22 protein-coding genes and 2 tRNA genes are annotated in these 23,243 nt (G+C 66.4%); 12 read left to right on the forward strand and 12 right to left on the reverse strand.

The features are described 5' to 3' along the window. Positions 1-73 precede the first annotated feature (73 nt). From RT697_RS20050 to RT697_RS20080, 7 genes are all read left to right on the forward strand, one after another. On the forward strand, positions 74-1,009 hold the full coding sequence (locus RT697_RS20050) for an ABC transporter permease (RefSeq protein ID WP_175123077.1): 936 nt from the start codon (positions 74-76) through the stop codon (positions 1,007-1,009). A gap of 13 nt (positions 1,010-1,022) precedes the next feature. Continuing rightward, the gene (locus RT697_RS20055; RefSeq protein WP_313701284.1) at positions 1,023-1,898 is read left to right on the forward strand and encodes an ABC transporter permease; all 876 of its coding nucleotides are present in this window, start codon (positions 1,023-1,025) and stop codon (positions 1,896-1,898) included. 8 nt (positions 1,899-1,906) lie between these two features. Continuing rightward, positions 1,907-2,914 (forward strand): ABC transporter ATP-binding protein, encoded by a 1,008-nt coding sequence (locus tag RT697_RS20060; RefSeq protein ID WP_313701285.1) that lies wholly within the window; start codon positions 1,907-1,909, stop codon positions 2,912-2,914. Positions 2,915-2,931: 17 nt separating this feature from the next. Next, positions 2,932-3,930 carry a dipeptide ABC transporter ATP-binding protein gene (locus RT697_RS20065; protein WP_313701286.1) on the forward strand — a complete coding sequence of 333 codons (999 nt, stop codon included), beginning with the start codon at positions 2,932-2,934 and terminating at the stop codon, positions 3,928-3,930. Between the two features lie 38 nt (positions 3,931-3,968). After that, the gene (locus RT697_RS20070) at positions 3,969-5,465 is read left to right on the forward strand and encodes a D-aminoacylase (protein WP_313701287.1); all 1,497 of its coding nucleotides are present in this window, start codon (positions 3,969-3,971) and stop codon (positions 5,463-5,465) included. Beyond that, complete coding sequence (locus RT697_RS20075; RefSeq protein WP_313701289.1) at positions 5,462-6,388, forward strand: N-carbamoyl-D-amino-acid hydrolase; 927 nt, start codon at positions 5,462-5,464, stop codon at positions 6,386-6,388. Before RT697_RS20070 ends, RT697_RS20075 begins: the two co-directional genes overlap by 4 nt. Before the next feature lie 86 nt (positions 6,389-6,474). Next, the gene (locus RT697_RS20080) at positions 6,475-7,104 is read left to right on the forward strand and encodes a helix-turn-helix domain-containing protein (protein WP_191576859.1); all 630 of its coding nucleotides are present in this window, start codon (positions 6,475-6,477) and stop codon (positions 7,102-7,104) included. 4 nt (positions 7,105-7,108) lie between these two features. Here RT697_RS20080 and RT697_RS20085 read toward each other — a convergent pair whose 3' ends face one another. From RT697_RS20085 to RT697_RS20115, 7 genes are all read right to left on the reverse strand, one after another. Beyond that, a complete protein-coding gene (locus tag RT697_RS20085) occupies positions 7,109-7,855 on the reverse strand; it encodes a YrbL family protein (RefSeq protein ID WP_313701291.1) in 747 nt (248 codons plus the stop codon). Positions 7,856-8,308: 453 nt separating this feature from the next. Beyond that, positions 8,309-8,393: transfer RNA gene (locus RT697_RS20090), tRNA-Leu, on the reverse strand. 135 nt (positions 8,394-8,528) lie between these two features. After that, positions 8,529-9,917, reverse strand: a complete 1,389-nt coding sequence (locus tag RT697_RS20095; protein WP_313701293.1) for a VOC family protein — start codon at positions 9,915-9,917, stop codon at positions 8,529-8,531. A gap of 81 nt (positions 9,918-9,998) precedes the next feature. Next, entirely contained in the window at positions 9,999-10,940 is a 942-nt protein-coding gene (locus tag RT697_RS20100) for a LysR substrate-binding domain-containing protein (RefSeq protein WP_313701295.1), read from the reverse strand. 77 nt (positions 10,941-11,017) lie between these two features. Then, positions 11,018-11,500 carry a preprotein translocase subunit SecG gene (gene secG, locus RT697_RS20105; RefSeq protein WP_313701297.1) on the reverse strand — a complete coding sequence of 161 codons (483 nt, stop codon included), beginning with the start codon at positions 11,498-11,500 and terminating at the stop codon, positions 11,018-11,020. Positions 11,501-11,521: 21 nt separating this feature from the next. Further along, positions 11,522-12,268, reverse strand: coding sequence for a triose-phosphate isomerase (gene tpiA, locus RT697_RS20110; protein WP_105237645.1), 747 nt, complete (start codon positions 12,266-12,268; stop codon positions 11,522-11,524). Positions 12,269-12,425: 157 nt separating this feature from the next. Then, complete coding sequence (locus RT697_RS20115; RefSeq protein ID WP_175123095.1) at positions 12,426-13,403, reverse strand: NAD(P)H-quinone oxidoreductase; 978 nt, start codon at positions 13,401-13,403, stop codon at positions 12,426-12,428. Positions 13,404-13,559: 156 nt separating this feature from the next. Here RT697_RS20115 and RT697_RS20120 point away from each other — a divergent pair. Beyond that, positions 13,560-13,647, forward strand: a tRNA-Ser gene (locus RT697_RS20120). Positions 13,648-13,751: 104 nt separating this feature from the next. Beyond that, positions 13,752-14,189 (forward strand): universal stress protein, encoded by a 438-nt coding sequence (locus RT697_RS20125; RefSeq protein ID WP_105237643.1) that lies wholly within the window; start codon positions 13,752-13,754, stop codon positions 14,187-14,189. Between the two features lies 1 nt (position 14,190). On the opposite strand, the gene RT697_RS20130 is transcribed toward RT697_RS20125, so the two are convergent. The 4 genes from RT697_RS20130 to RT697_RS20145 form a co-directional block, all read right to left on the reverse strand. Then, positions 14,191-15,108 (reverse strand): hydroxymethylglutaryl-CoA lyase, encoded by a 918-nt coding sequence (locus tag RT697_RS20130; protein WP_313701299.1) that lies wholly within the window; start codon positions 15,106-15,108, stop codon positions 14,191-14,193. A 16-nt stretch (positions 15,109-15,124) separates the two neighbouring features. After that, positions 15,125-16,084 (reverse strand): tripartite tricarboxylate transporter substrate binding protein, encoded by a 960-nt coding sequence (locus RT697_RS20135; protein ID WP_313701301.1) that lies wholly within the window; start codon positions 16,082-16,084, stop codon positions 15,125-15,127. 75 nt (positions 16,085-16,159) lie between these two features. Beyond that, on the reverse strand, positions 16,160-17,368 hold the full coding sequence (locus RT697_RS20140; protein WP_313701303.1) for a CaiB/BaiF CoA-transferase family protein: 1,209 nt from the start codon (positions 17,366-17,368) through the stop codon (positions 16,160-16,162). Positions 17,369-17,541: 173 nt separating this feature from the next. After that, complete coding sequence (locus tag RT697_RS20145) at positions 17,542-18,456, reverse strand: LysR family transcriptional regulator (protein WP_313701305.1); 915 nt, start codon at positions 18,454-18,456, stop codon at positions 17,542-17,544. Positions 18,457-19,202: 746 nt separating this feature from the next. On the opposite strand from RT697_RS20145, the gene RT697_RS20150 reads away from it, so the two are divergent. The 3 genes from RT697_RS20150 to RT697_RS20160 all read left to right on the forward strand — a co-directional run bounded on the left by RT697_RS20150 (position 19,203) and on the right by RT697_RS20160 (position 21,678). Further along, positions 19,203-19,961 (forward strand): GAF domain-containing protein, encoded by a 759-nt coding sequence (locus RT697_RS20150; protein WP_313701307.1) that lies wholly within the window; start codon positions 19,203-19,205, stop codon positions 19,959-19,961. A 377-nt stretch (positions 19,962-20,338) separates the two neighbouring features. After that, on the forward strand, positions 20,339-21,004 hold the full coding sequence (locus tag RT697_RS20155) for an SOS response-associated peptidase family protein (RefSeq protein WP_313701309.1): 666 nt from the start codon (positions 20,339-20,341) through the stop codon (positions 21,002-21,004). 131 nt (positions 21,005-21,135) lie between these two features. Then, the gene (locus RT697_RS20160; RefSeq protein ID WP_409517469.1) at positions 21,136-21,678 is read left to right on the forward strand and encodes a PIN domain-containing protein; all 543 of its coding nucleotides are present in this window, start codon (positions 21,136-21,138) and stop codon (positions 21,676-21,678) included. A 58-nt stretch (positions 21,679-21,736) separates the two neighbouring features. Here the strand turns inward: RT697_RS20160 and RT697_RS20165 are convergent, their stop codons facing one another. Next, positions 21,737-23,242: a tripartite tricarboxylate transporter permease gene (locus tag RT697_RS20165; protein WP_313701311.1), complete on the reverse strand. Its 1,506-nt coding sequence runs from the start codon at positions 23,240-23,242 to the stop codon at positions 21,737-21,739. Between the last annotated feature and the right edge of the window lies 1 nt (position 23,243).

Genomic DNA, 23,243 nt, shown 5'->3' on the forward strand with positions numbered 1-23,243 from the left:
GTGGAACATCGAGAAACCGTAAGGCAGACGCCGGGCGCCGCGCGCGCCCGGCCGAAGCCGGGGGGAATCCAGCGTGAAATTCATCCTGCGCCGCATCGCGGCCGTCATACCCGTCATGGCCGTCGTGGCCGTCGTGGTGTTCCTGCTGATACATCTTTCGCCGGGCGATCCCGCGGCAGTGATCGCGGGCGACAACGCCACCGCCGACGACGTCGAAAAAATCCGCCAGAACCTGGGGCTGGACAAGCCGCTCCTGCAGCAATTCGTCATCTGGATCAGCCATATCGCCGTGGGCGACCTGGGCACGTCGATGTCCACGCAGATGCCCGTGTCGCAGCTGATCGCGCAGCGCATGGGCCCCACGATCTCGATCGCGCTCTTCACGATGCTGTTCGCCGTGCTGGCGGCGATTCCGCTGGGCGTGCTGGCCGCGTGGAACGCCGGCAAATGGCTGGACAGGCTGGTGATGGTGGGCGCGGTCTGTGCGTTCTCGGTCCCTGTGTTCCTGATCGGCTACAGCCTCGTGTACGGCTTTTCCATCAAGCTCGGCTGGCTGCCGGTGCAGGGCTACAAGCCGCTGGCCGATGGCCTTGTGCCTTACTTGCGCCACCTGGTGCTGCCCTGTCTGTCGCTGGGCCTGGTCTACATGGCGCTGCTGACGCGCATGACGCGCGCCACCATGCTGGAAGCCCTGTCGGAAGACTACATCCGCACCGCGCGCGCCAAGGGCCTGTCGTCCGGTCCCATCGTCTGGCATGCATTGAAGAACGCCGCCAACCCCATCGTCACCACCATCGGCGTGGGCGTGGCGCTCCTGATCGGCGGCGTCGTCGTGACCGAGACCGTGTTCGCGATCCCCGGTCTGGGCCGCCTGACCATCGACGCTGTGCTGCGCCACGACTACCCGGTCATTCAGGGCGTCCTGCTGGTGGCTTCGGGCATCTATGTGCTGATCAACCTGCTGGTCGACCTGAGCTACCGGCTCTTCGATCCGCGCATCCGCTACTGAGAAGGGGCAACGCATGAACACGACCACCCTGCCGCTTCCCGCCGCCCGTCCGCGCCTGCGGCGCGCCTTCCGATCCGTTCGCCGCCATCCGATGCTGTACGCGGGCGGCGCCATCCTGCTGGTGCTGGCCGCCATCGCGCTGGCCGCGCCGTGGCTGGCCACCGTCGACCCGCAGGAAATCAATCCGATGGCGCGCATGAAGCCGCCGTCGGCCGAACATCTGTTCGGCACCGATGCGCTGGGCCGCGACGTCTACTCGCGCACCGTCTGGGGCGCGCGCATATCGCTCCTGGTCGGCATCGTGGTGGCGGTCGTCTCCACCGTGGCCGGCGTGGTGCTGGGCATGATGGCGGGTTACTTCCGCCGCATCGACGCCGTCATCATGCGCATCATGGACGGCCTGATGGCCATCCCCGGCGTGCTGCTGGCCATCGCGCTGATGGCCACGCTGAAGGGCGGCCTGGGCACCGTCATCATCGCCATCGTCGTGCCCGAAGTGCCGCGCGTCGTGCGCCTGGTGCGCGCGCTGGTGCTGACCATCCGCGAACAGCCGTACATCGAGGCCGCCGTCTCGGTCGGCACGCGGGTGCCGTCGATCCTGATGCGCCACATCCTGCCCAACCTCTTCGCGCCGCTGATGGTGCAGGCCACGTTCATCGCGGCCTCGGCCATCCTGACCGAAGCCGTGCTGAGCTTCCTGGGCGTGGGCATCCCGCCGCACATCCCGAGCTGGGGCAACATCATGGCCGAAGGCCGCAACTTCGTGGCCGTGGCGTTCCACATCATCCTGTATCCGGGCCTCTTCCTGGGCGTGGCCGTCCTGGCCGTCAACCTGGTCGGCGACGGGCTGCGCGACATGCTCGATCCCCGCCTGGCCAAGAAGCTGTAGGAGCGCACATGCAAACCCAACCCGTCCTGCGCGTGCAAGACCTCACCACCTGTTTCGATGGCGACGACACCACCGTGCTGGCCGTCGATAAGCTCTCGTTCGACCTCCTGCCCGGCGAAACGCTGGGTCTGGTGGGCGAATCGGGCTGCGGCAAGAGCGTCACGTCGCTGTCGATCATGCGGCTGCTGCGCGCCCCCGGGCGCGTCGCCGGCGGCAGCATCGAATTCGACGGCCGCGACCTGCTGGCCCTGCCCGAAAAATCGATGCGCGCCATCCGCGGCAACCAGATCTCGATGATCTTCCAGGAGCCCATGACCTCGCTGAATCCCGTCATCACGGTGGGCAAGCAGATCAGCGAATCGCTCATGCTGCACCAGGGCCTGTCGCGCCGCGAGGCGCTGGTGCAGGCCGAAGCGCTGCTGGACCTGGTGCAGATCTCCGACCCCGCCCGCCGCGTGCGCGAGTATCCCTACCAGCTCTCGGGCGGCATGCGCCAGCGCGCCATGATCGCCATGGCGCTGGCCTGTCAGCCCAAGGTGCTGATCGCCGACGAACCCACCACGGCGCTCGACGTCACCATCCAGGCGCAGATCCTGCACCTGTTGCGCGACATCCAGGCGCGCCTGGGCACGGCCATCGTGCTGATCACGCACGACCTCGGCGTGGTCGCGCAGATGTGCCAGCGCGTCATCGTCATGTATGCCGGCCGCAAGGTCGAGGAAGGCAGCGTGGACGACGTGCTGGACCGCCCGCAGCATCCCTACACGCAGGCGCTGATCCGTTCGCTGCCCGACTTCGTCGACGGCCAGGACCACACGGCCCGGCTGGCCGAGCTGCCCGGCATCGTACCGGTCAGGACGCCCGCCTCGCGTGGTTGCGCCTTTGCGGCGCGCTGCCCGCAGGCCCTGCCGCGCTGCACCGAGGAAGCGCCGTCCGCCACCGACGCCGGCGCCCGCCACCGCGTCTGGTGCTGGGCGCGCCAGGACGCCCCGGCCCCCGCCGCCCTGACCGCCTGAGACGTGTGAGACCCGCCATGAACCTGCACGACATTCCCCTCGCGTCTTCCGCGCCCGCGGCCACCGCGGTGCCCATGCTGGAAGTCATCGGCCTGAAGAAACACTTTCCCGTGGACAGCGGGCGCGGCGCCAAGGTGCTGCGCGCGGTGGACGGCATCTCGCTGTCGGTGCCGCGCGGCCAGACGCTCAGCCTGGTCGGCGAGTCCGGCTGCGGCAAGTCCACCACCGGCAAGTGCCTGATCCGCCTGACCGATCCCACCGAGGGCCGCATCCTGCTCGAAGGCGAGGACCTCGCCAAGATGAACAGCGGCCAGTTGCGCGCCATGCGCCGCCGCATGCAGTTCATCTTCCAGGACCCGTTCTCGTCAATGAACCCGCGCATGCGCGTGCGCGACATCATCGGCGAGCCGCTGCGCAACTTCGGCCACGGCCGCGAGGCCATCCGCGAGCGCGTGGCGCAGCTGCTGGCGCGCGTCAGCCTGCGGCCCGACGCGGCCGACAAGTATCCGCACGAGTTCTCGGGCGGACAGCGCCAGCGCATCGTCATTGCGCGCGCCCTGGCGCTGGACCCGGGCCTCATCGTCTGCGATGAACCGGTGTCGGCGCTAGACGTGTCGGTGCAGGCGCAAGTCATCAACCTGCTGATGGACCTGCAGCGCGACCTTGGCCTGACCTACGTGTTCATCTCGCACGACCTGAGCGTCGTGCGGCACATCAGCCACCGCGTGGCCGTGATGTACCTGGGCAAGATCGTCGAGATCGGCACGCGCGATGCGATCTTCGACCGCCCGGCGCATCCGTACACGCGCGCGCTGCTGGCCGCCGTGCCGTCCGCCCGCCAGGGCGAACGCAATCCCGTCGAGGTCCTGAAGGGCGAAATCCCCAGCCCGCTGTCGCCCCCGTCCGGCTGCGCGTTCCGCACCCGTTGTCCGATGGCGCAGCCGCGCTGCGCCGAAGAAGCGCCCCAGCCCCGCCAGGTCGCCGCCGAACAGCAGGTCGCCTGCCACTTTGCCTGATCCCCACATTGCCTGATCCCATCCAGCCGGAGAACCGCATGTCCCAGCCCGACGCCACCCCGTTTGACTACATCCTCGCCGGCGGCACCGTCATCGACGGCACCAACGCCCCCGGCCAGCGCGCCGACGTGGGCGTGCGCGGCGACCGCATCGCCGCCGTGGGCGACCTGTCCGGCAGCGCCGCGCAACGCCGCATCGACGTGACGGGCAAGGTCGTGGCGCCCGGCTTCATCGACTCGCACACGCACGACGACAACTACCTGCTCAAACGCCGCGACATGACGCCCAAGATCTCGCAGGGCGTCACCACCGTCGTCACGGGCAACTGCGGCATCAGCCTGGCGCCGCTGGCCCACGCCCACGCCAGCCCGCCCGCGCCGCTGGACCTGCTGGACGAAGGCGGCTCGTACCGCTTCGAACGTTTCTCCGAGTACCTGGACGCACTGCGCGCCACGCCCGCCGCCGTCAATGCCGCCTGCATGGTCGGCCACTCCACGCTGCGCGCGGCCGTCATGCCCGACCTGCAGCGCGCCGCCACACCAGAGGAAATGCAGGCGATGCAGACGCTGGCCGACGACGCGCTGGCGAGCGGCGCCATCGGCATCTCCACCGGCACGTTCTACCCGCCGGCCGCCCAGGCCACCACGGAAGAGATCATCGAGGTCTGCCGCCCGCTCAACACGCATGGCGGCATCTACGCCACCCACATGCGCGACGAGGGAGAGCACATCGTGGCGGCGCTGGAAGAGACCTTCCGCATCGGCCGCGAACTCGACGTGCCGGTCGTGATCTCGCACCACAAGGTCATGGGCCAGCCCAACTTCGGCCGCTCCGCCGAAACCCTGCCGCTGATCGAGGCCGCGATGGCCAAGCAGGACGTCTCGCTGGACGCGTACCCCTACGTCGCCGGCTCCACCATGCTCAAGCAGGACCGCGTCCTGCTGGCCGGCCGCACCATCATCACGTGGTGCAAGCCCTTTCCCGAACTCAGCGGCCGCGATCTGGATGAAATCGCCGCCGAACGCGGCAAGTCCAAGTACGACGTGGTGCCCGAGCTGCAACCGGCCGGCGCCATCTATTTCATGATGGACGAGCCCGATGTGCAGCGCATCCTGAAGTTCGGTCCCACCATGATCGGATCGGACGGCCTGCCCCACGATGAACGTCCGCATCCGCGCCTGTGGGGCACGTTCCCGCGTGTGCTGGGCCATTACTCCCGCGACCTGGGACTCTTTCCGCTGGAAACCGCGGTGTGGAAGATGACCGGCCTGACCGCCGCCAAGTTCGGCCTGGCCGAACGCGGCCAGGTGCAGCCGGGCTACTTCGCCGACCTCGTGGTCTTTGACCCGGCCACCGTCGCCGACGCCGCCACCTTCGAACGCCCCACCGAACGCGCCGCGGGCATCCACTCGGTCTACGTGAATGGCGCGCCCGTCTGGGAGGAGCAGGCCTTCACCGGCCAGCACGCCGGCCGCGTTCTTGCCCGGCGCGCCGCCGGGAGCGCTGCCGAGGGTGCCGCCGGGGGGGCTGCATGACCGCCCGCAAACTGCACCTTGCCGTCGCGCAGCTTGGCCCCGTCCAGCGCAGCGACACGCGGGTCCAGGTCGTGCGCCGGCTGCTGGACCTGCTGGAAGACGCGCACAGCCGCGGCGCGGCGTGGGTGACGTTCCCGGAACTGGCGCTGACCACGTTCTTTCCGCGCTGGTCCCTTGACGACCCCGCCGAGGTGCAGGCGTTCTTCGAAACCGAAATGCCGGGACCGTTGACCCGCCCCCTGTTCGACGCGGCGCGCGACAAGGGCATCGGTTTCTATCTGGGCTACGCCGAGCTGGCGGACGGCGTGCAATACAACACCAGCATCCTGGTCGGGCGCGACGGGCAGATCGTGGGCAAGTACCGCAAGATCCATATCCCCGGCGACGCGCAGGCCGTGGACGGCGCGCCCTTGCAGCACCTGGAGAAGAAGTATTTCGCGGTCGGCGACCTGGGGTTTCCCGTCTGGCAGACCCCGGACGCCGCCATCGGCATGTGCATCTGCAACGACCGGCGCTGGCCCGAGACGTTCCGCGTCATGGGGCTGCAAGGCGTGGAGGTCGTCATGGCCGGGTACAACACGCCCTCCGGCTACGTGCAGTGGAACGAACCCATCCACCTGCGCATGCACCACCACCTGCTGTCGCTGCAGGCCGGGGCCTATCAGAACGCCTGCTGGGTGGCTGCGGCGGCCAAGGCCGGCGTCGAAGAAGGCAACCCCATGATCGGCGGCTCCTGCATCGTCGCGCCCACCGGCGAAATCATGGTGCGGACCTTCTCCGAGGACGACGAGGTCATCAACTTCGTCTGCGACCTGTCGGTGTCGGATCACTACCGCGCCAACATCTTCAACTTCGCCGCCCACCGCCGGCCCGAGCACTACCGGATGATCGTCGAACGCACCGGCGTCCAGCCCCCCGCCTGACCCGGCCTACCCCGTACAATCCGGCTACACGCGGCGGGGCTTGCGGGCCCTGCCCCAGCCCTCAACCCTAAAAGCCAGACCGCTACATGGCCCCAACCGGCAACACATCCCCGCCCGAAATCGTGGGCAAGGAAGAAATGGGCGCCCGCCTGCGCGCCGAGCGCAAGGCCAGGAAGATGACCTTGCAGGCGCTGTCCAAGGCCAGCGGCATCGCGGTATCGACCTTATCGAAGGCCGAACTCGGCCAGATCGCCCTCAGCTACGAAAAATTCGCCGCGCTGGCCCGCGCGCTGGATATCGACATGACGCGCATGTTCATGCTGCGCGACGCCGCACAGGCCGCGGTCGCCCCCACCTTCGTCAAGAACCGGCTCAGCGATGCGCGCGACTACATCACCGAGAACTACCACTACCGGCTGCTGATGGGCGAATACCCCGGCAAGAAGATGCTGCCGATGGTCGCCATGATCGATTCGCGCAAGGTCGTGGAGTTTGAAGACTACATCCGCCATCCGGGCCAGGAATTCGTCGTGGTCCTGTCGGGCAAGGTCCGCATCCAGTTCGAGAACGGCGACAGCGTCGTGCTGAACCGGCTGGAATCGGCGTACTTCGACAGCAGCATCGGCCACGTGTATCTGTCGCTCAGCAGAAAGCCGGCCGAGGTCCTGGCCGTGTGCAGCGATATGGAGGATGTGCCGGAGCGGTTGAAGGGCTGAACGCCTAGTGCCGGCGTTCGCTCGCGGCCAGGAGCTTCTTGGCCATCGTGTCGTATCTGCGCAGGATGCGCCGGCCATTCAGCCTCTTGCTCCACGAATACACCGGAATGAGCTGCCTGGAGCCGTATCCGTCCACCAGATAGAGGCCCTCGCGCCCTTCGGCATTGAAACCCACGACGATGTTGTTGGCGCTGACATCGTTGAACACCACGTGCGCGTCGATCAGCGCCATGATGAACTCGTGCACCCGATAGCGCAGTTCCGGCGAGAACCCGTGCCGCGCCACCACTTGCTTCAACGTGGGCGCCAGATTGCCATGCGCATCGACGATGCGCTCGACCACCTGGCCCAAGCCCTTCGAGGTCAACACCAGGCCAAAGATGCGCGCCATCAGCACATTGCCCCCACGCGCGCCCTGCTGGGCCGTGGTGGCGATGTATTCGACGGCTTCCATGATGAACACGCGATGCGAGGCATCGCGCCGGAAACGCTTGTACCAAGGACGTTTACGGTCGGCCTGGCTGTGGCGCACGCCATTGACGATCTTGATCAACAGCGAGCTGTCGGCCGGGTGCAGATACACGTCCCGCTCGCTGCCGGCGGCGGCGATGGACAGCGGCTTCAGATCCAGTACCTCGAACGGACCGGCCGATTCCGCTCGGGCGGGTGCCAGCCGGGGAATGACTTCCAGATCCTTCCAGGGTGTCGTCGTTTCGCGGGCGGCCTTTTGCCGGACCGAAACGTTCAACACGGACGCGGCCTCGGCAAATGCCGGAAAGCCCCGGCATGAGGATGCGGTCGGTCATGCCAATGTCGGCTCGGGAATTCGAGGGCGAGGGAGAACATTGAAGGAGTTGACGCAATTCCGGAGCGCGAGCGACGGATTGCAATGTTGGTTTGTTAATTGGGTTACCGCATGTTATGCCCCGGGCGGTGACGGCACAAGCGCGGCGGCCGTGCGTTATCGGACGGGTTTGCCCTGAATTGGCGCGGTTTCCCGGGGGTTGGCGCGTGATAGGGCTTTTGTTCCGGGATCTGGAAATCTGTTTTCCAGCGTGGTGTGGGCGGCATGCACGGATTCACCCCAATCCACGGATTCACCCCATTCATGGATTCACCCCATTCACGGATTCATCCATCAGCCAGGCAACAAAAAACCCGCAATCTCGGAAAGAGAGATGCGGGTTCATTGTGAGGAATTTCTTGGTGCCGACGGCGAGACTCGAACTCGCACAGCTTTCGCCACTACCCCCTCAAGATAGCGTGTCTACCAATTTCACCACGTCGGCTTGACCAACCCAACAAGGCGAACCTTGCTGGAAAGTCGAGCATTCTATCACGTAATTTTGAAAGCGGGAAAGCTGTCCCGCTTTATCCATGAAGTGGCGGGTCGCGGCCCATCCGGCCCATCCGGCCCGGTCAGCCTAGGCCGCCACCGCCTCCACGCCCAGCGCCTGCAGACACGCCGCGAGCGAACGCGCCTGCGTGGCATCGTACAGCGCCAGTTCGTCCATCACGGGCGCGCCCAACGCCGCTTCAAACGCAACCTGGCTGGCGTTTTGCGCGTACTCGGCCTGCGCCTTGTCGCCCAGGTTCGACTGGAAGATGCCGGCTGCGCTGACCGGCAGGAAGTCTTCGTACACCAGCGGTTCGAACTGGATGTAGCCCGCATCGATCAGGGCGGACAGATCCGTGGTCTCCGGCATGCCCGTCTTGCCCGTGAGGAAGTAGCGGAAATACGCCAGCCCCTGATCGTGCAGCGACGCGTAATCGTCCGGAAAGGCCGCAAAGCAATCCTGCAGGTTCTGCATGTAGGCCGCGGCGTTGCCCTCGTTGGGCGCGCCGCTGATGCGGCTGCGGGCCAGGTCCAGCAGCTGGTCGTACAGCGCGCGGCCCTTGCGGGTCAGCGCCACGCCGCGCTGCTCGATCTCGCCGAAGCGGGCGGTGTGGCTGCCCACCGCGCTGACGCCGTCCGCGCCGGCAAAGCGCACCGGTTCCTCCAGCGCCTTGAAGCTGGTCTGGCGCAGCAGGATCGGACACTTGCGCGGCGGCGGGCCTTCGATCACGGCCTTGGCGGAAACGCCGCGGCGCGGCATCTCGGCCTGCGCTTCGTCGATGTCCAGCGTGCGCGGGGTCAGGTGATTGATGTGCGGACCCTTGAACGCCACGACGTCGGCGATCAGGCGATGCTGGCCGTGCAGTTCACGGTAGTCGTCCAGGCTGACCGTGGACTCGCTGTGCCAGCGGAAGGTGTGCAGGGCCTCGGCCACGAATTCCCGGGCGTCGGCATCGTTCAGGCCGCCTTGCGTCTCGAAGCGGGCGGTCAGCGCCAGGACGCGGTCCGTGAAGATCTGGCGCGCGGCCAGGATGCGGGCGGCCTTCTCGCGCAGGGCCTCGTCGTCGATCAGCTCCAGGCGCAGCAGCGAGGTGAAGACGCGGAACGGGCTGGCCTGCAGCGCCGCTTCATGCGTGGCGCGGAAAGCCGTCGAATGCACCGGCACGCCGGCGGGCGACAGGTCGTAGTAGCCGACGGGCTGCATGCCCATGACGGCGAACACGCGCCGCATGTTGGCCAGCTCTTCCGGCGTGCCGACGCGGATGGCGCCGTGGCGTTCGATGTCCAGGCGCTCGATTTCGCCGGTGCGCGCCAGTTGCGCGGCCAGTTCCGGCTGCTCGTCCATCGTCCGGGCATTCACTTGCGCCACCAGGTCCAGCAGCGTGTCGTACAGCGGGACTTCCTGCTTGTACATGTCGGACATGGCGCGCGAGAACCAGGCGCGGATCTGATCGGGATTGACGTAGTTCTGACTCATGACGGGCTCGGCACATCGGTGAAAAAGGATGGCCCGCATCACATCACGCCGCCCGGCGCCGATCAAATGAAAAAATTCGGCTTAATCAGTCCGTTTTTTCATGGACCGGGCGCGCGGCGCGCCACGGCCATCGGGCTGGCGGGCTTCGTCCTGCACCCACGCCACGAATTGCTTGATCTTAGGCACCTCCGCCGAGTGCTCCGAATACGCCACGAAGTACGCGCCGTCGCTGGGCTGCACGTAGTCCCACGGAATGACCAGCTTGCCGGCCTGCAGCTCCTCTTCGGCCAACAGGCGCGGCGTGAGCGCGATGCCGCAACCGCCTTCGGCCGCGCGCACGCACATGTAGAAGGTGTCAAAGCGCGGCCCGAGATAGCTGCGATCGGACTGGAATTGCTGATGGGAAAAGTAGTCGTGCCAGGCCTCGGGCCGGGACGCGCACTGGATCAGCGTCTGACGGCTCAGCGCGTCAAGGCTGGCCAGCCTGCCGCCGCGCAGGATGGCGGGCGAGCATACCGGCACGACGTCGGCTTCGAAGAGTTCGACGCACTGCGCGCCGGGCAGCGCGCCATGGCCGAAGAAGAACGAGATGTCGATCTTGGCCTGCATCAGGTCGAACGGGTGGGTTTCGCTGCGCACCTTCAGCTGGATTTCCGGATGTGCGGCCATGAAGCGCTGCAGCCGCGGGATCAGCCAGCGCGACCCGAAGGTGGGCTGGGTGCCGATGGTCAGCACCTGCGTCTCGCTGCCGTAAGTGAGGATGTCGCGCGAGGCCATGTCGACCTGGTTCAGGATTGCCCTGACCTCGGACTGGTACAGCGCGCCCGCGGGGGTCAGCTGCAGCCGGCGGCGCACGCGCAGGAACAGCGGGTTGCGCAGCAGGGCCTCGAGTTGCGCGATCTGCTTGCTGATCGCGCTCTGCGTCATGTGCAGTTCCTCCGCCGCGCGCGTGAAGCTCATGTGCCGCGCCACCGCCTCGAAACACTGCAGCGCCATCATCGACGGCATCAATCGCTTTTCCATGGCTATTCCAGGCAGATCGCTTCAATCCAGCAAGCATAAAAAAAGCCGGCTTACGCCGGCCTTTTTATTGCTGCGCCTTACTTTGCCGGCGCAGCGGGCGTGTCCGCCGGCTTGTCGCCGGCCGGGGCGGCCGGGGTAGCCGGAGCCGCCGGCACGGAGGCGTCGGGCTGGGCGGGCGCCGGCGTGGCGGGCACGGAAGAAGCGCCCGGGACGGACGATGCGCCCGGCGTGGCGGGCACCGAGGAACCCGGCGCCTGCGGGACCGAACGGTCGGCCGGGAAGCTTTGCATCACGCCGGAATCGACGGCGGGGCCGCCGGTGCCCTTGTGGCTGACGTAGGCCAGGCCGGCGGTGGAGGCAAAGAACACGACCGCGGCCCACTTGGTGGCGCGCGACAAGAAGTTGGCCGCACCGGTGGCGCCGAACAGGCTGCCCGACGAGCCGCTACCGAAAGCGGAGCCCATGTCGGCGCCTTTGCCCTGCTGAAGCAGGACCAGGACGATGATAGCCAGCGCCGAGATCACTTGGACGGCCAGCAGAATTTTGAGCATCAGGGGCATTACAGACTCCGGAACGGAAACTTAGATGGCGGCAATTCGCAAAAACTCTTCGGCCACGAGCGACGCGCCGCCGACCAGGGCTCCGTCGATATCAGTCATGGCGAACAAACTGGAGGCGTTGGCGGCTTTGACGCTGCCGCCGTACAACACTTGAACCTGCGCCGCACCGAGGGTGCGCAGGGCGGCGCGGATGGCGCCGTGGACTTCCTGGGCCTGCTCCGGCGAGGCCGTGCGGCCGGTGCCGATGGCCCAGACGGGTTCATAGGCAAGAACCATGCGGGAAACGGCATCGGCGCCCAACGCCAGCACGGGCTTGAGCTGCCGTTCGATCACGGCCAGCGTGTTGCCGGCTTCGCGGTCGGCCAGGGATTCACCGACGCAGACCACGGGGGTCAGGCCGGCGGCCAATGCGGCCTGGGCCTTGGCGGCCACGATCTCATCGGTTTCGCCGTGCAGCACGCGGCGTTCGGAGTGGCCGGCCAGCGCCCAGCGGCAGCCGAATTCCTTCAGCATCGAGCCGGAGACTTCACCCGTGTACGCGCCCTTGTCGTGCGCGCTGACGTCTTGCGCGCCCCAGGACACGCTGCTGCCGGTCAGCGCCGAAGCGGCCTGCGCCAGGTACGGGAACGGAACACAGATGCCGATTTCGCAGTGACCCGCCGCATCCGCGGCACGAAGCTCGGTCAGCAACGCGGCGTTCTCGGCGAGGTTGCCGTGCATCTTCCAGTTGCCCAGCACGAGGCGGGCGCGGTTTTCGACTGAAGTCATGGCGAATTTGTCTGACGATTGGATGAGGGGTGAGCCTGCAAGACCAGATACAGGGGTCTTGTGCAGCAACCGCCCACGGGCCTGCCTGGAAAAAATTCCAGGCGAAACCCGAGATTGTATCCTGTTGCGCGGCGATACGCCGAACGCCGCGCGTTTCTTACATCGTCAGGATGATTTTGCCGATGTTTTCCCCGCCTTCCATCATGGCGTGCGCCTTGGAAGCCTCGGCCAGCGGGAACGTGGCGTGGACGATGGGCTTGATGGCCCCTTTTTCCAGCAGGGGCCAGGCCTGCTCGCGCAGGGCGCGGGCGATGGCGCCCTTGAAGGCGACCGGACGGGGCCGCAGCGTGGAACCCGTGATGGTCAGGCGGCGGCGCATGACCTGGGCGGTATCCACATTGGCGTGCGAACCGCCGAGCTGGGCAATGATGACGATGCGGCCGTCGTCGGCCAGGCACTGCATGTCGCGGGCGATGTAGTCGCCGGCCACCATGTCCAGGATCACGTCGACGCCGCGTCCGCCGGTGGCGTCCAGCACTTCTTTCACGAAGTCCTGGGTCTTGTAGTTGATGCCCTTATCGGCGCCCAGCGCCTCGACGGCGCGCGCGCGATCGTCGCTGCCGACCGTTGCATAGACCTTGTGACCCATTGCTCGGGCCAGCTGGATGGCCGTGGTGCCGATGCCGCTGGCGCCGCCATGAACCAGCAGCGCCTCGCCCTCGGACAGGCGGCCGCGGTCAAACACATTGCTCCACACAGTGAAATAGGTTTCCGGCAGGCCGGCGGCCTCGATGTCCGACAAACCCTTGGGGATGGGCAGACATTGCGCGACGGGCGCAACGCAGTATTCCGCGTAGCCGCCGCCCGCCACCAGCGCGCAGACCTTGTCGCCCACGGCAAAGCCGCTGCCGGCCACGTCGCCGCCGACGATCTCGCCGGCCACTTCCAGGCCCGGCAGGTCGGACGCGCCGCGCGGCGGGGCATAGTTGCCCTTGCGCTGAAACACGTCCGGGCGGTTGATGCCCGCAGCGGTCACTTTGATCAGAACTTCGCCGGCGCCGGCCTCGGGCGTGGGGCGTTCCACCGGGACGAGGACTTCGGGGCCACCGGGGCGGGTGATTTCAACAGCGTGCATCGCGTGCCTCCTTTGCAGCAAATGGATTATTATTGCGCCCTTTGCGGCATATCGTGATTTTCGTTCGGGCAGAATGTTTGCCTGGCGGCCGCAATGGACTGGTGACACTGCAGGCAATCCTGCAGGCAAAAACGTCAGCAGTACTGGCGACACCCCGGAAGCGTGGCAGAGTGGTCGATTGCACCGGTCTTGAAAACCGGCAACGGGCAACCGTTCGTGAGTTCGAATCTCACCGCTTCCGCCAGATTCAAAGGCAACCGTCCCAGACGGGCCGTCCCGGACGGGCCGTCCCAAACGGGCCGTCCCCGACGGGCGTACCATGGACGCTGATTCCCTCTGGAGGTTGCCATGTACAAACACATACTCATCCCCATCGACGGATCCAGCCTGGCCAATTCCGGTCTGGAACAGGCCCTTGCGCTTGCCCGCGAATTGGGCGCCAGCGTCACCGTCCTGACGGTGACCAGCCCCTTCGAGATGCCCGCCATGGAAACCGTGCAGCTGGAAGGCGTGCGCGGTGTCTACGAAAACCAGACCCGCGAACTGGCCGCTTCTTATCTGTCCGAAGCCGCCGGCAAGGCCAGCACCGCGGGCGTGGCCTGCGTCACGGAAATGCGCGAAAGCGAGTCGCCCTACCAGGCGATCGTCGACGTTGCCATGACGCGCAATTGCGACCTGATCGCCATGTCCTCGCACGGGCGCGGCGGCATGGCCGCCCTGCTGCTGGGTAGCCAGACGCAGAAGGTGCTGGCGCACAGCACCCTGCCCGTCCTCGTTTACCGCTGAACTACACGGCCGCGTAGGTCTTGGGAATGCCAGCGGCGGCCACGCCGCTGCGCAGCGTTTCCAGTGGCAAGGACTCGGCCAGCAGCGGCCTCGCCGCGAGCAGCCGCGCCAGGTCCACGCCGGTGCGATAGCCCATGCTTTCCAGCATGAAGACCAGGTCCTCGGTAACGATGTTGCCCGACGCGCCCGGCGCGAACGGGCAGCCGCCCAGCCCGCCCAGGCAGGAATCGAAGGCGCGGATGCCTTCGTCCAGCCCCGCCAGCGCATTCGCCAGGCCCAACCCCATCGTGTCGTGCAGATGCAGCTTGGTCAGACGCGCGCCCACGGCATCCTGCGCGGCACGCACCGCCTCGCGCACGCCCGCGGGATGTGCATAGCCCACGGTATCGGCCAGCGCGATTTCATCGGCGCCCGCGTGCAGCACGGCTGCGGCGACCTCGGCCACGCGCCGCACCGGCACCTCGCCTTCCATCGAACATCCGAACGCCGTGGCAACGGCGGCATCGATGCGCATCGGCCGCGCCTGCGCGCGCACCCAGTCGACGATGGCGGCCAGCATCTCGACCTGCGCGTCCGTTCCCTTGCCGACGTTGGCGCGGCTGTGCGTGTCACTGACGGACACGGGAAACGCCAGCACGTGCGCACCGGCCTCATAAGCGGCGATGGCGCCCTTGAGGTTGCAGGCCAGCGCGCACACCGTCAGCCCGTCGATCTTCAGGACCTCGGGCAGGATGTCGCCCGTATCCGCCATCTGCGGCACCAGGCGCGGCGATACGAAGCTGCCGACCTCGATCTCGCGCAGGCCGGCGTCGGCCAACTGCCGAATCCAGCGCAGCTTGTCGGCGCCCGTCATCATGCCCTTGGCCATCTGCAGCCCGTCGCGCGGCCCGACCTCGCAAAGCCTGACTTCCTGATTCATGTGCGTTCCCGTGGTCCTATTGCTGAATGACGATGCCGGCGCTCTTGATGGTCTGCTGCGCCTTGCCGATGTCCGACTGGATCAGCGCGGCGAACTGCGCACTGGATACCGGGTCGGTCTCAAGCCCCTGCGACGCCAGCGCATCCTTCACGTCCTTGCGCGCCAGCAGCTTGTTGAAGTCGCTGTTCAGGCGCGTGACGATGGCGTCGGGCGTCTTGGCCGGGGCCAGCACGCCGTAGTAGGTCACCACGCTGAAGTCCTTGTATCCCAGCTCCGCCACCGTCGGCACGTCCGGCAAGGCGGGATTGCGCTTGGGCGAGGTCACCGCTAGCGCCCGCACCTTGCCCGACTTGATCAGCGTGGCCGCCGACGAGATCGACGAGCCCGCGAATTGCAGGTGGCCGCCCATCAAATCGGCCAGCGCCGGCGCCGATCCTTTGTACGGCACGTGCTGCATCTTGAAGCCGGCTTCGTGCTGCAGCATCTCCATCGCGATGTGCACGCCCCCGCCGGTGCCCGACGTGCCGTACGAGATCTTGTTCGGTTCCTTCTTGGCCGCCTCGATCACCTGCGGCAGCGTCTTGTAGGGCGAGGCCTCTGCCACCAGCAGCACCATCGGCGTCGTGGCCACCAGCGCCACCGGCGTCAGATCCTTGACCGGGTCGTAGGCCACTTTCATCAGCAGCGGGATCAGCGTGACGTTGTCGGACTGGCCGATCACCAGGTCGTATCCCTGCGCGGGCGAGCGCGCGGCCTCGGCCAGGCCCAGCGCGGTGCCGGCGCCGGGCTTGTTCTCGGGCACCACCGCCCAGCCGTTCAGTTCGTGCAGCTTGGTGCTCATCAGGCGGCCGATGTAGTCGGTGCCGCCGCCCGGCGTGGACGGAATGATGATGCGGATGGGCTTGTTCGGATAGTCCTGCGCGTTGGCGGTACATGCGACGGCCAGTGCAGCCAGCGCAACGAGTTTGCGGATCATGGGTGTCTCCTCTTTGATGGATGTCTTGGCGGTCTGACGCCGCCTCGACAGAAATCGGGCGCTAACGCCCTGGCGTCATGCAATCACTCCCGCGGTGCGCAAGGCGTCGATGCGCGCGGCATCCAGGCCCAGGCTTTGAAGAATGGCGTGCGTCTGCGCGCCTTGGGTGGGCGGATCGAACCGCTTGCCCGCCTTGCGGCCATCGAACTCGATGGGCAGCGCGGCGGCCGAGATCTCGCCGCCGTCCGGCAGCCGGGTCGGCAGCAGCGCGCCGCCCGCGTTCAGATGCGCGTCGTCGAGCAGGTCGTGCGGCTGGCGGATCGGCCCATACGACAGATTGGCTTCCTCCAGCGCGGCGCACAGTTCGTCGGTCTTCCAGGTCTTCAGGATTTCACCCACGCCCGGCACCAGCCACGACCGCGCGGCCTCGCGGTCGACAGCGGTGGCCAGACGCGGATCCGCGGCCCATTCGGGCGGCAAGAATTTCTGCGCGAAGTTGCGCCATTGCGCATCGCCCACCACCGCGACGAACACGCGGCCGTCGGCGGTCTCGAAGACGTCATACACGCCCCATGGCGGCTTGCGCTCCGCGCCCATGGGTTTGGGCGCCGTGCCCGTCAACTGGAATTGCGCGATGAACTGGGCGACCAGCAGCAGATTGTTTTCAAAGAGGCCGGACCGCACATGGCGTCCGCGGCCTGTCGCGTGGCGGTCGTGCAGCGCGGCCAACGCGCCCACCACGCCGAACGTGCCGCCCAGGATGTCGTTGACCGACGCCGCCACCCGCTGCGGCGTATCCGCACCGCCGTTGATGTACGCCAGTCCGCCCATCATCTGCACCACCTCGTCCAGCGCCGTGCGGTGCTTGTAGGGACCGGACAGAAAGCCCTTGAGCGAGACATAGATCAGCCCCGGGTTCTCGGCCGACAGCGATTCGTAGTCGAGCCCGTATTGCGCCAGGCTGCCGTCGCGGAAGTTCTCGACGATCATGTCGGTCTGCAGCGCCAGCTTGCGCACGACCTCCTGGCCCTCGGGCGACTTCAGGTCGATCGCCAGGCTCTGCTTGTTGCGGTTGAAGACGGGAAAGTAGCCGCTGCCAGATCCCTTGAGCCGACGCGTCCGGTCGCCTTCGATCGGTTCGACCTTGATGACGTCTGCGCCCAGGTCCGCCAGCGACAGGCCGGCGGCCGGCCCCATGATCATGTGAGACAGTTCCAGGACCTTGATGCCGCGCAGCGGCAGTTCGGTGCTGTCCATGAAGGGTGAAGCCGGTGCTGCTGTCATCTGGGGTTCCTCTTGCCAGCCTGTTCAAAGGAAGCGCGGCGTCGGCCAGAGCAATCTGCCCGCCGCCGCCCGCATGTCTGCATCATCGCGGGCAGGCGGCAACGGCGGGTAGCGGTCTTTCAGCATGGGGGCATTCTCGTTTCGGAACGTCCGGGTTAGCCCTGAGCCGGGCGTCAATCTCCCAGCACGCCGAGATGCGCGAGCAGCGCACGCGCGGCCGGCGACAGCGCTTCCGGATCCCGCACCGCGATACACAGCGGCGTGCTGGACCACGGCCCTTCCAGCGGAATGAAGCGGATGTCCAGATGCGCCAGGGGCGGCTTCAGATAATGCGGCACCACCGCCACGCCCATGCCGCGCGACACCAGCAGGCAGATCGTTTCGTGCGAGCTGACGCGCGCGCTGATGCGCCGCGTCATGCCCGCCGCCCGCGCCGCCTGATCGAATACGCTGCTGATGCCGTTGTCGCGATTCAGCTCGATCTGCTCGAACGGCAGCAGCTGCGCGTAACCCAGCGTCTCGCGGTCGGCCAGCAGGTGCCGGCCGGGCACCACCGCCGCCAGTTCGCAATGGCCGAAGGGAAACACCTGCAACCCGTCGTGGCCGAAGTCGGAACCGGCCGCCACGTCCGCCTGCCCTTCCAGCACGGCGCGGAACGCCGTCTGCGTGGTGTCCTCTTCCAGCGAGATGTCGATCTGCGGATTCGCGCGCCGGAAGGACTGGATCTGCGCCGGCAGGTCACCCGACAAGGCGGCAAAACTGACCGCCAGGCGAATATGCCCGCGCACGCCTGTCGCAAATCCCGCCATGTCGCGGTGCATGCGGTCCATGTCCTCCAGCACGCGGCGCACGTGCGCGGCCAGCGCATCGCCCGCCGGCGTCGGTTGCACGCCCTTCACGCCGCGCTCGAGCAGCGGCACGCCAAACGCGTCTTCCATTTCCGACATGCGCTTGCTGACGGCCGACGGCACGATGTTCTCGCGGGCGGCGGCGCGCGCAAGGCTGCCCTCCTCGAGCGCGGCCAGGAACAGGCGCAGGGAAACGGGGTCGATGTCGCGGGACGGCGGGGCGGGCGGGCTGGGCTTCATGGCGCAAAGTGTCGTCCGTAGTCCCGCCGCGCAGGGATCGGGGTTTACCCGCCCGCCAATCCCGTCCCTGTCGCGATTACCTTTGCCCGGCCCGCGCCTCGGCAATATCCTCGCTGCAAGGTGGTATAGTCTCGCCCGCTGCCGGCCCCTTGCGGGACGCGCATCGCCCGAGTGGTGAAATTGGTAGACACAAGGGACTTGAACAAATTTGAGCCCTCTGGAGGAAACTCCAAAGGTGAAGCCCGTCAAACTCGGCGAAGGCCCTGGACCCGTTCCGCGCTAACGCCGAGCCAAGCCCCGATGACATATCGGGGAAGGTGTAGAGAGCAGACGGCGGGCACCTAAGGCCGAGAGGCTATGGTGAAGGCGTGCTCCAGACCACGAACAGCAAGCCTGTGCTGGCGGCGAAAGCCGAAGTGGTAAGAAAATCCCTCGGCCTCGCGGCCGTACCGGTTCGATTCCGGTCTCGGGCACCACCCTGCTGCATTACCTTCCAAGGCATGACGCCACCCTACGCCACCTTCATTGGCGTTCGGTGCGCCCGTCAGAACGCGCACCCCCCAAGCCTCGTCCCAAAACTGTTCCTGCTGGATTCGCACGCCAACTGCGCGAATGCTCGGCTAGCGGTATGCGTAACTCTGTCTGCTTTTCGTTCGGCATTGGCTAACGGCATAACCGCCAAGCTAGACTTACGTCGCGGAATCGGTCACCTATCCCCTCGACGCGTCCAAATAGGAGGGAACCCTATGCGCCTGCAAGGAATCCCCGGCGCCAAAAAGCGACGGTTACTCGAAAAGCGCTGGCCACGAGAGCTCCTGTACAACGTACCGCCTATCTTCGCGGCCGGCATTGCGGCGATAAAGCTGTGGCAAGAGCCAAAGCCCGATTACTTCCTTTTCGGTTGCGCCGCCATTGCGTGCGGTTGGCTCATTGCCGCCCTCGTGGTTCGCGTCCTCGTAGCTCGAGGGGAGGATACAAAGGACAGCCCCGCCGCCGTCCACGAAGGGCTATATGCCGCGGTGTCGACCGTACACCATATGCTCGCCAAGCAATGCGCAACTCGAGAATGCGGGTCGGACTTGCGGGCGACCTTTCATCGAGTCGTCCCTCCTGTCAACGATCCCACTGAGATCGAGCAGATCATCAACTACGTCGGTGGAAGCGGCGAAGGGGTTGGCCGAATGTTCCCCGTGAACGCTGGTATCACCGGTAGAGCCATCCGCAATAAGACCCCATTTGATATGTCGAGCGAAACCGCGACGGACGAACAATTGCGAGATGAGCTCGTTGACGCCTGGGGGTACACTACCGCCCAAGCTCGCAGACTCACACCGGGAAGATATTCCGCGCTGGCCATTCCAGTTCTTGACGCTTCTCGACAGCATGCAGTGGGCGTGATCTACTTCGACTCAAGTGACCGTGCATTGTTCGCCCGTAACGATGTAATGGAAATAGTTGGCGCTGGCTGCGAAGCCATCAGTGATTTCGTCACGAAAAGGTATTGACATGACAACTGCCACCACGCGCTCACGTTGGACCTTCGTAAAAGAGGCAACGGTCATCTCGAAACCGGACGCCAAGATCACGGTCCGACAGCTCACCCTCACGGACTCCGGTTTGCGCGCCATCACCAGCGGTAGCAGCGGCATCACACAAGGCGCCCGGGAAGAACCCGGACCTCCGGCCCCGATCAAGAAGATGGTCCCCGCATAACGAAAAAAGGAAGCGTTCGAGCTTCCTTTTCAGCATCTATCGCCCGCGCTGGATGATCGCCCCGGCACGCCACGCCTCCCCGCACGCTGGACAAACCGCACGCCAACACGGCAAGCTCGGATCTTCCGGAGGCGCCAACCCGCGCCTCCCGTCATGCCGGGAGCCGCGCATGTGTTCGCACTACCAGACGCTCAAGGACGCCGAACTGCTGCTGCAGAAATTTGGCGTGCGCACCAAACCCGCCGCGATCGGCAAGTACGACATGTGGCCTCGCTACGAAGGCCTGTTCGTGCGGCGGCCGCCGGAGCATGACGCCGGCGACGACGCGGTTCCCGAGCGCGAGGCCTCGGCTGGCCGCTGGGGTCTGATCAGCGCGATGACGCGTTCAGGCGGCCTGGAACGGGCCAGCAAGCTGTCCACCTTCAATGCCCGCGCGGAGACCGCCGCGGGCTCGTACACCTTCGGCAACGCCTGGCGCCGTGCGCAGCACTGCATCATTCCCGCCGACGCGATCTTCGAGCCGGACTGGTCGTCCGGCAAGGCCGTGGCGACCCGCTTCACCCGCGCCGACGGCAAACCGCTGGGCATCGCGGGGCTGTGGGACCGCTATCGCGATGCGGCGGGGCAATGGCAGGAGAGCTACACCATGCTCACCATCAACGCCGACAACGATCCCCTGTTCAGCCGCTATCACCAGCCGAACACGGAAAAGCGCATGGTCGTCATCCTGCCCGAAGGCGCCTACGGCGACTGGCTGACCGCCTCTGCCGCCCACAGCCGCGAAATGCTGGTTCCGTTTCCGGCGGACATGCTGGCGGCTACGCCGATGGCGTGAGCCCGGCAGACCACGAGAAAAACCACTATTCTTCTGCCTCGCCTCTTATTTCCCCGCCCGCCCGGCGGCCATCGGTGCACACCTCCCTCCCCGCTACTCCCCCGTTCATCGTTCTGGACGCGTGCGTCCTCATGTCCGGCATCCTGCGCCGGCTATTGCTGCGCCTGGCCGAGGCCGGCGTGTTCCAGCCCGTGTGGACCGAACGCATCGGCGAGGAATGGCGCCGCAACGCCTGCCGCATCTGGGACATCCCGCCGGAGGTGATGGCCGAATTCTGGGCGGACATGAACGCGCGGTTTCCGGCGGCCATGGAATCGGACACGCAGGTTTATGAAGCGTCGCTGCGGTACAGCGACCCCAAGGATTTTCACGTCATCGCGGCTGGACTTGCGCGGCGCGCGCGCTGCGGGCTGCCCCACACGCCGACCGTGCAGGTGCTGACGTGGAATCTGAAGGACTTCAACCGATCCGAGCTGCGCCGGCAGGGCCTGGACGTCTACAACCCGGACCGGATGCTGGTGCAGTGGTGGCACGCGGGTTCCGAGAACATGCTGGACGCCATTGCCCAGATTCCCGCCGACTACGTCGCGCTGGGCCGCGAGCCGGAGCCACTGACCGCAACCCTGCATCGGGAACGGCTGTACGGCCTGAAGAATCTGGTGGCGCGGCAATAAAAAAAGGGCCTGGCCGGCTTGCGCCGAACCAGACCCGGAGCCAACCGTTACCTAACCGTCAATCGACCTCGACGAAAGCCTCTTCACGCTTTTTGCGCAGCGCGGGCAACGCAACCAGCACGAGCAGGATCGCGGCAAGCGCCAGCAGCGTGGCCGACAGCGGGCGCGTGACGAAGGTGGAGAACTCGCCGCGCGACAAGAGGAGCGCCCGGCGGAAGTTCTCTTCCATCATGGGTCCCAGCACCAGGCCGAGCAGCAGCGGCGCGCCTTCGCAACCCAGCTTGCTCCACACGTAGCCGATGATGCCGAAGATGGCGAACATGAAGATGTCGAAGGCGTTGTAGTTCAACGAATACACCCCGATCGTGCAGAAGACCAGGATCGCGGGGAACAGCATCCGGTACGGCACGCGCAGCAGCTTCACCCAGATGCCGATCAGCGGCAGGTTCAGCACCACCAGCATCAGGTTGCCGATCCACATCGAGGCGATCAGGCCCCAGAACAGCTCCGGATGGCTGGACATGACCTGCGGTCCCGGCTGGATGTTGTGGATGGTCATCGCGCCCACCATCAGCGCCATTACCGCGTTGCCCGGGATGCCCAGGGTCAGCAGCGGGATGAAGGAGGTCTGCGCGCCCGCGTTGTTGGCGGATTCCGGACCGGCCAGGCCGGCGGGATGGCCCTTGCCGAAACGCTCCGGCTCTTTCGAGAGCTTCTTTTCCAGCGTGTAGGAGGCAAAGGCCGACAGCACGGAACCGCCGCCCGGCAGGATGCCCAGCGCCGAACCCAGCGCCGTGCCGCGCACGATGGCGGGTGCGGCCTCGCGGAATTCCTGGCGGCTGGGATACAGCGAACCGACCTTGTCCGTGATCTCGACCCGGTTCTCCTTGAGTTCCAGGTTGGCCATGATCTCCGACAGGCCGAAAACGCCCATGGCCACGATGGCGAAGTCGATGCCGTCCTGCAGTTCGGGGATGCTGAAGTCATAGCGCGCAACGCCCGAGTTCACGTCGGTGCCCACCATGCCCAGCAGCAGCCCGAGCAGAATCATGCAGATGGCCTTGGGCAGCGAGCCCGATGCCAGCACCACGGCGCCGATCAGGCCCAGCGCCATCAGCGAGAAGTATTCGGCAGGTCCGAACGCGAATGCCACTTCGGCCAGGGGCGGCGCAAAGGCGGCGATCAGCACGGTGGCGATGCTGCCCGCGAAGAACGAGCCGATGGCCGCCAGCGACAGCGCGGCGCCCGCCCGTCCGTTCCTCGCCATCTGGTGCCCGTCCAGCACCGTCACCACCGCCGAGGTCTCGCCCGGCAGGTTCACCAGGATGGCTGTCGTCGACCCGCCGTACTGCGTGCCGTAGTAGATGCCGGCCAGCATGATGAGGCCCGCGGTGGGCGGCAGCACGTAGGTGATGGGCAGCAGCATGGCGATGGTGGGCACGGGACCCAGTCCCGGCAGCACCCCGACCAGCGTGCCCAGCAGGCAGCCGATAAATGCGTAAGTCAGGTTTTCGGGGGTAAACGCCACCGAAAAACCCAGCATCAGGTTTTGAAGCAATTCCATG

This window comes from Achromobacter sp. (assembly GCF_032113835.1).
Lineage (GTDB): Bacteria > Pseudomonadota > Gammaproteobacteria > Burkholderiales > Burkholderiaceae_B > Achromobacter.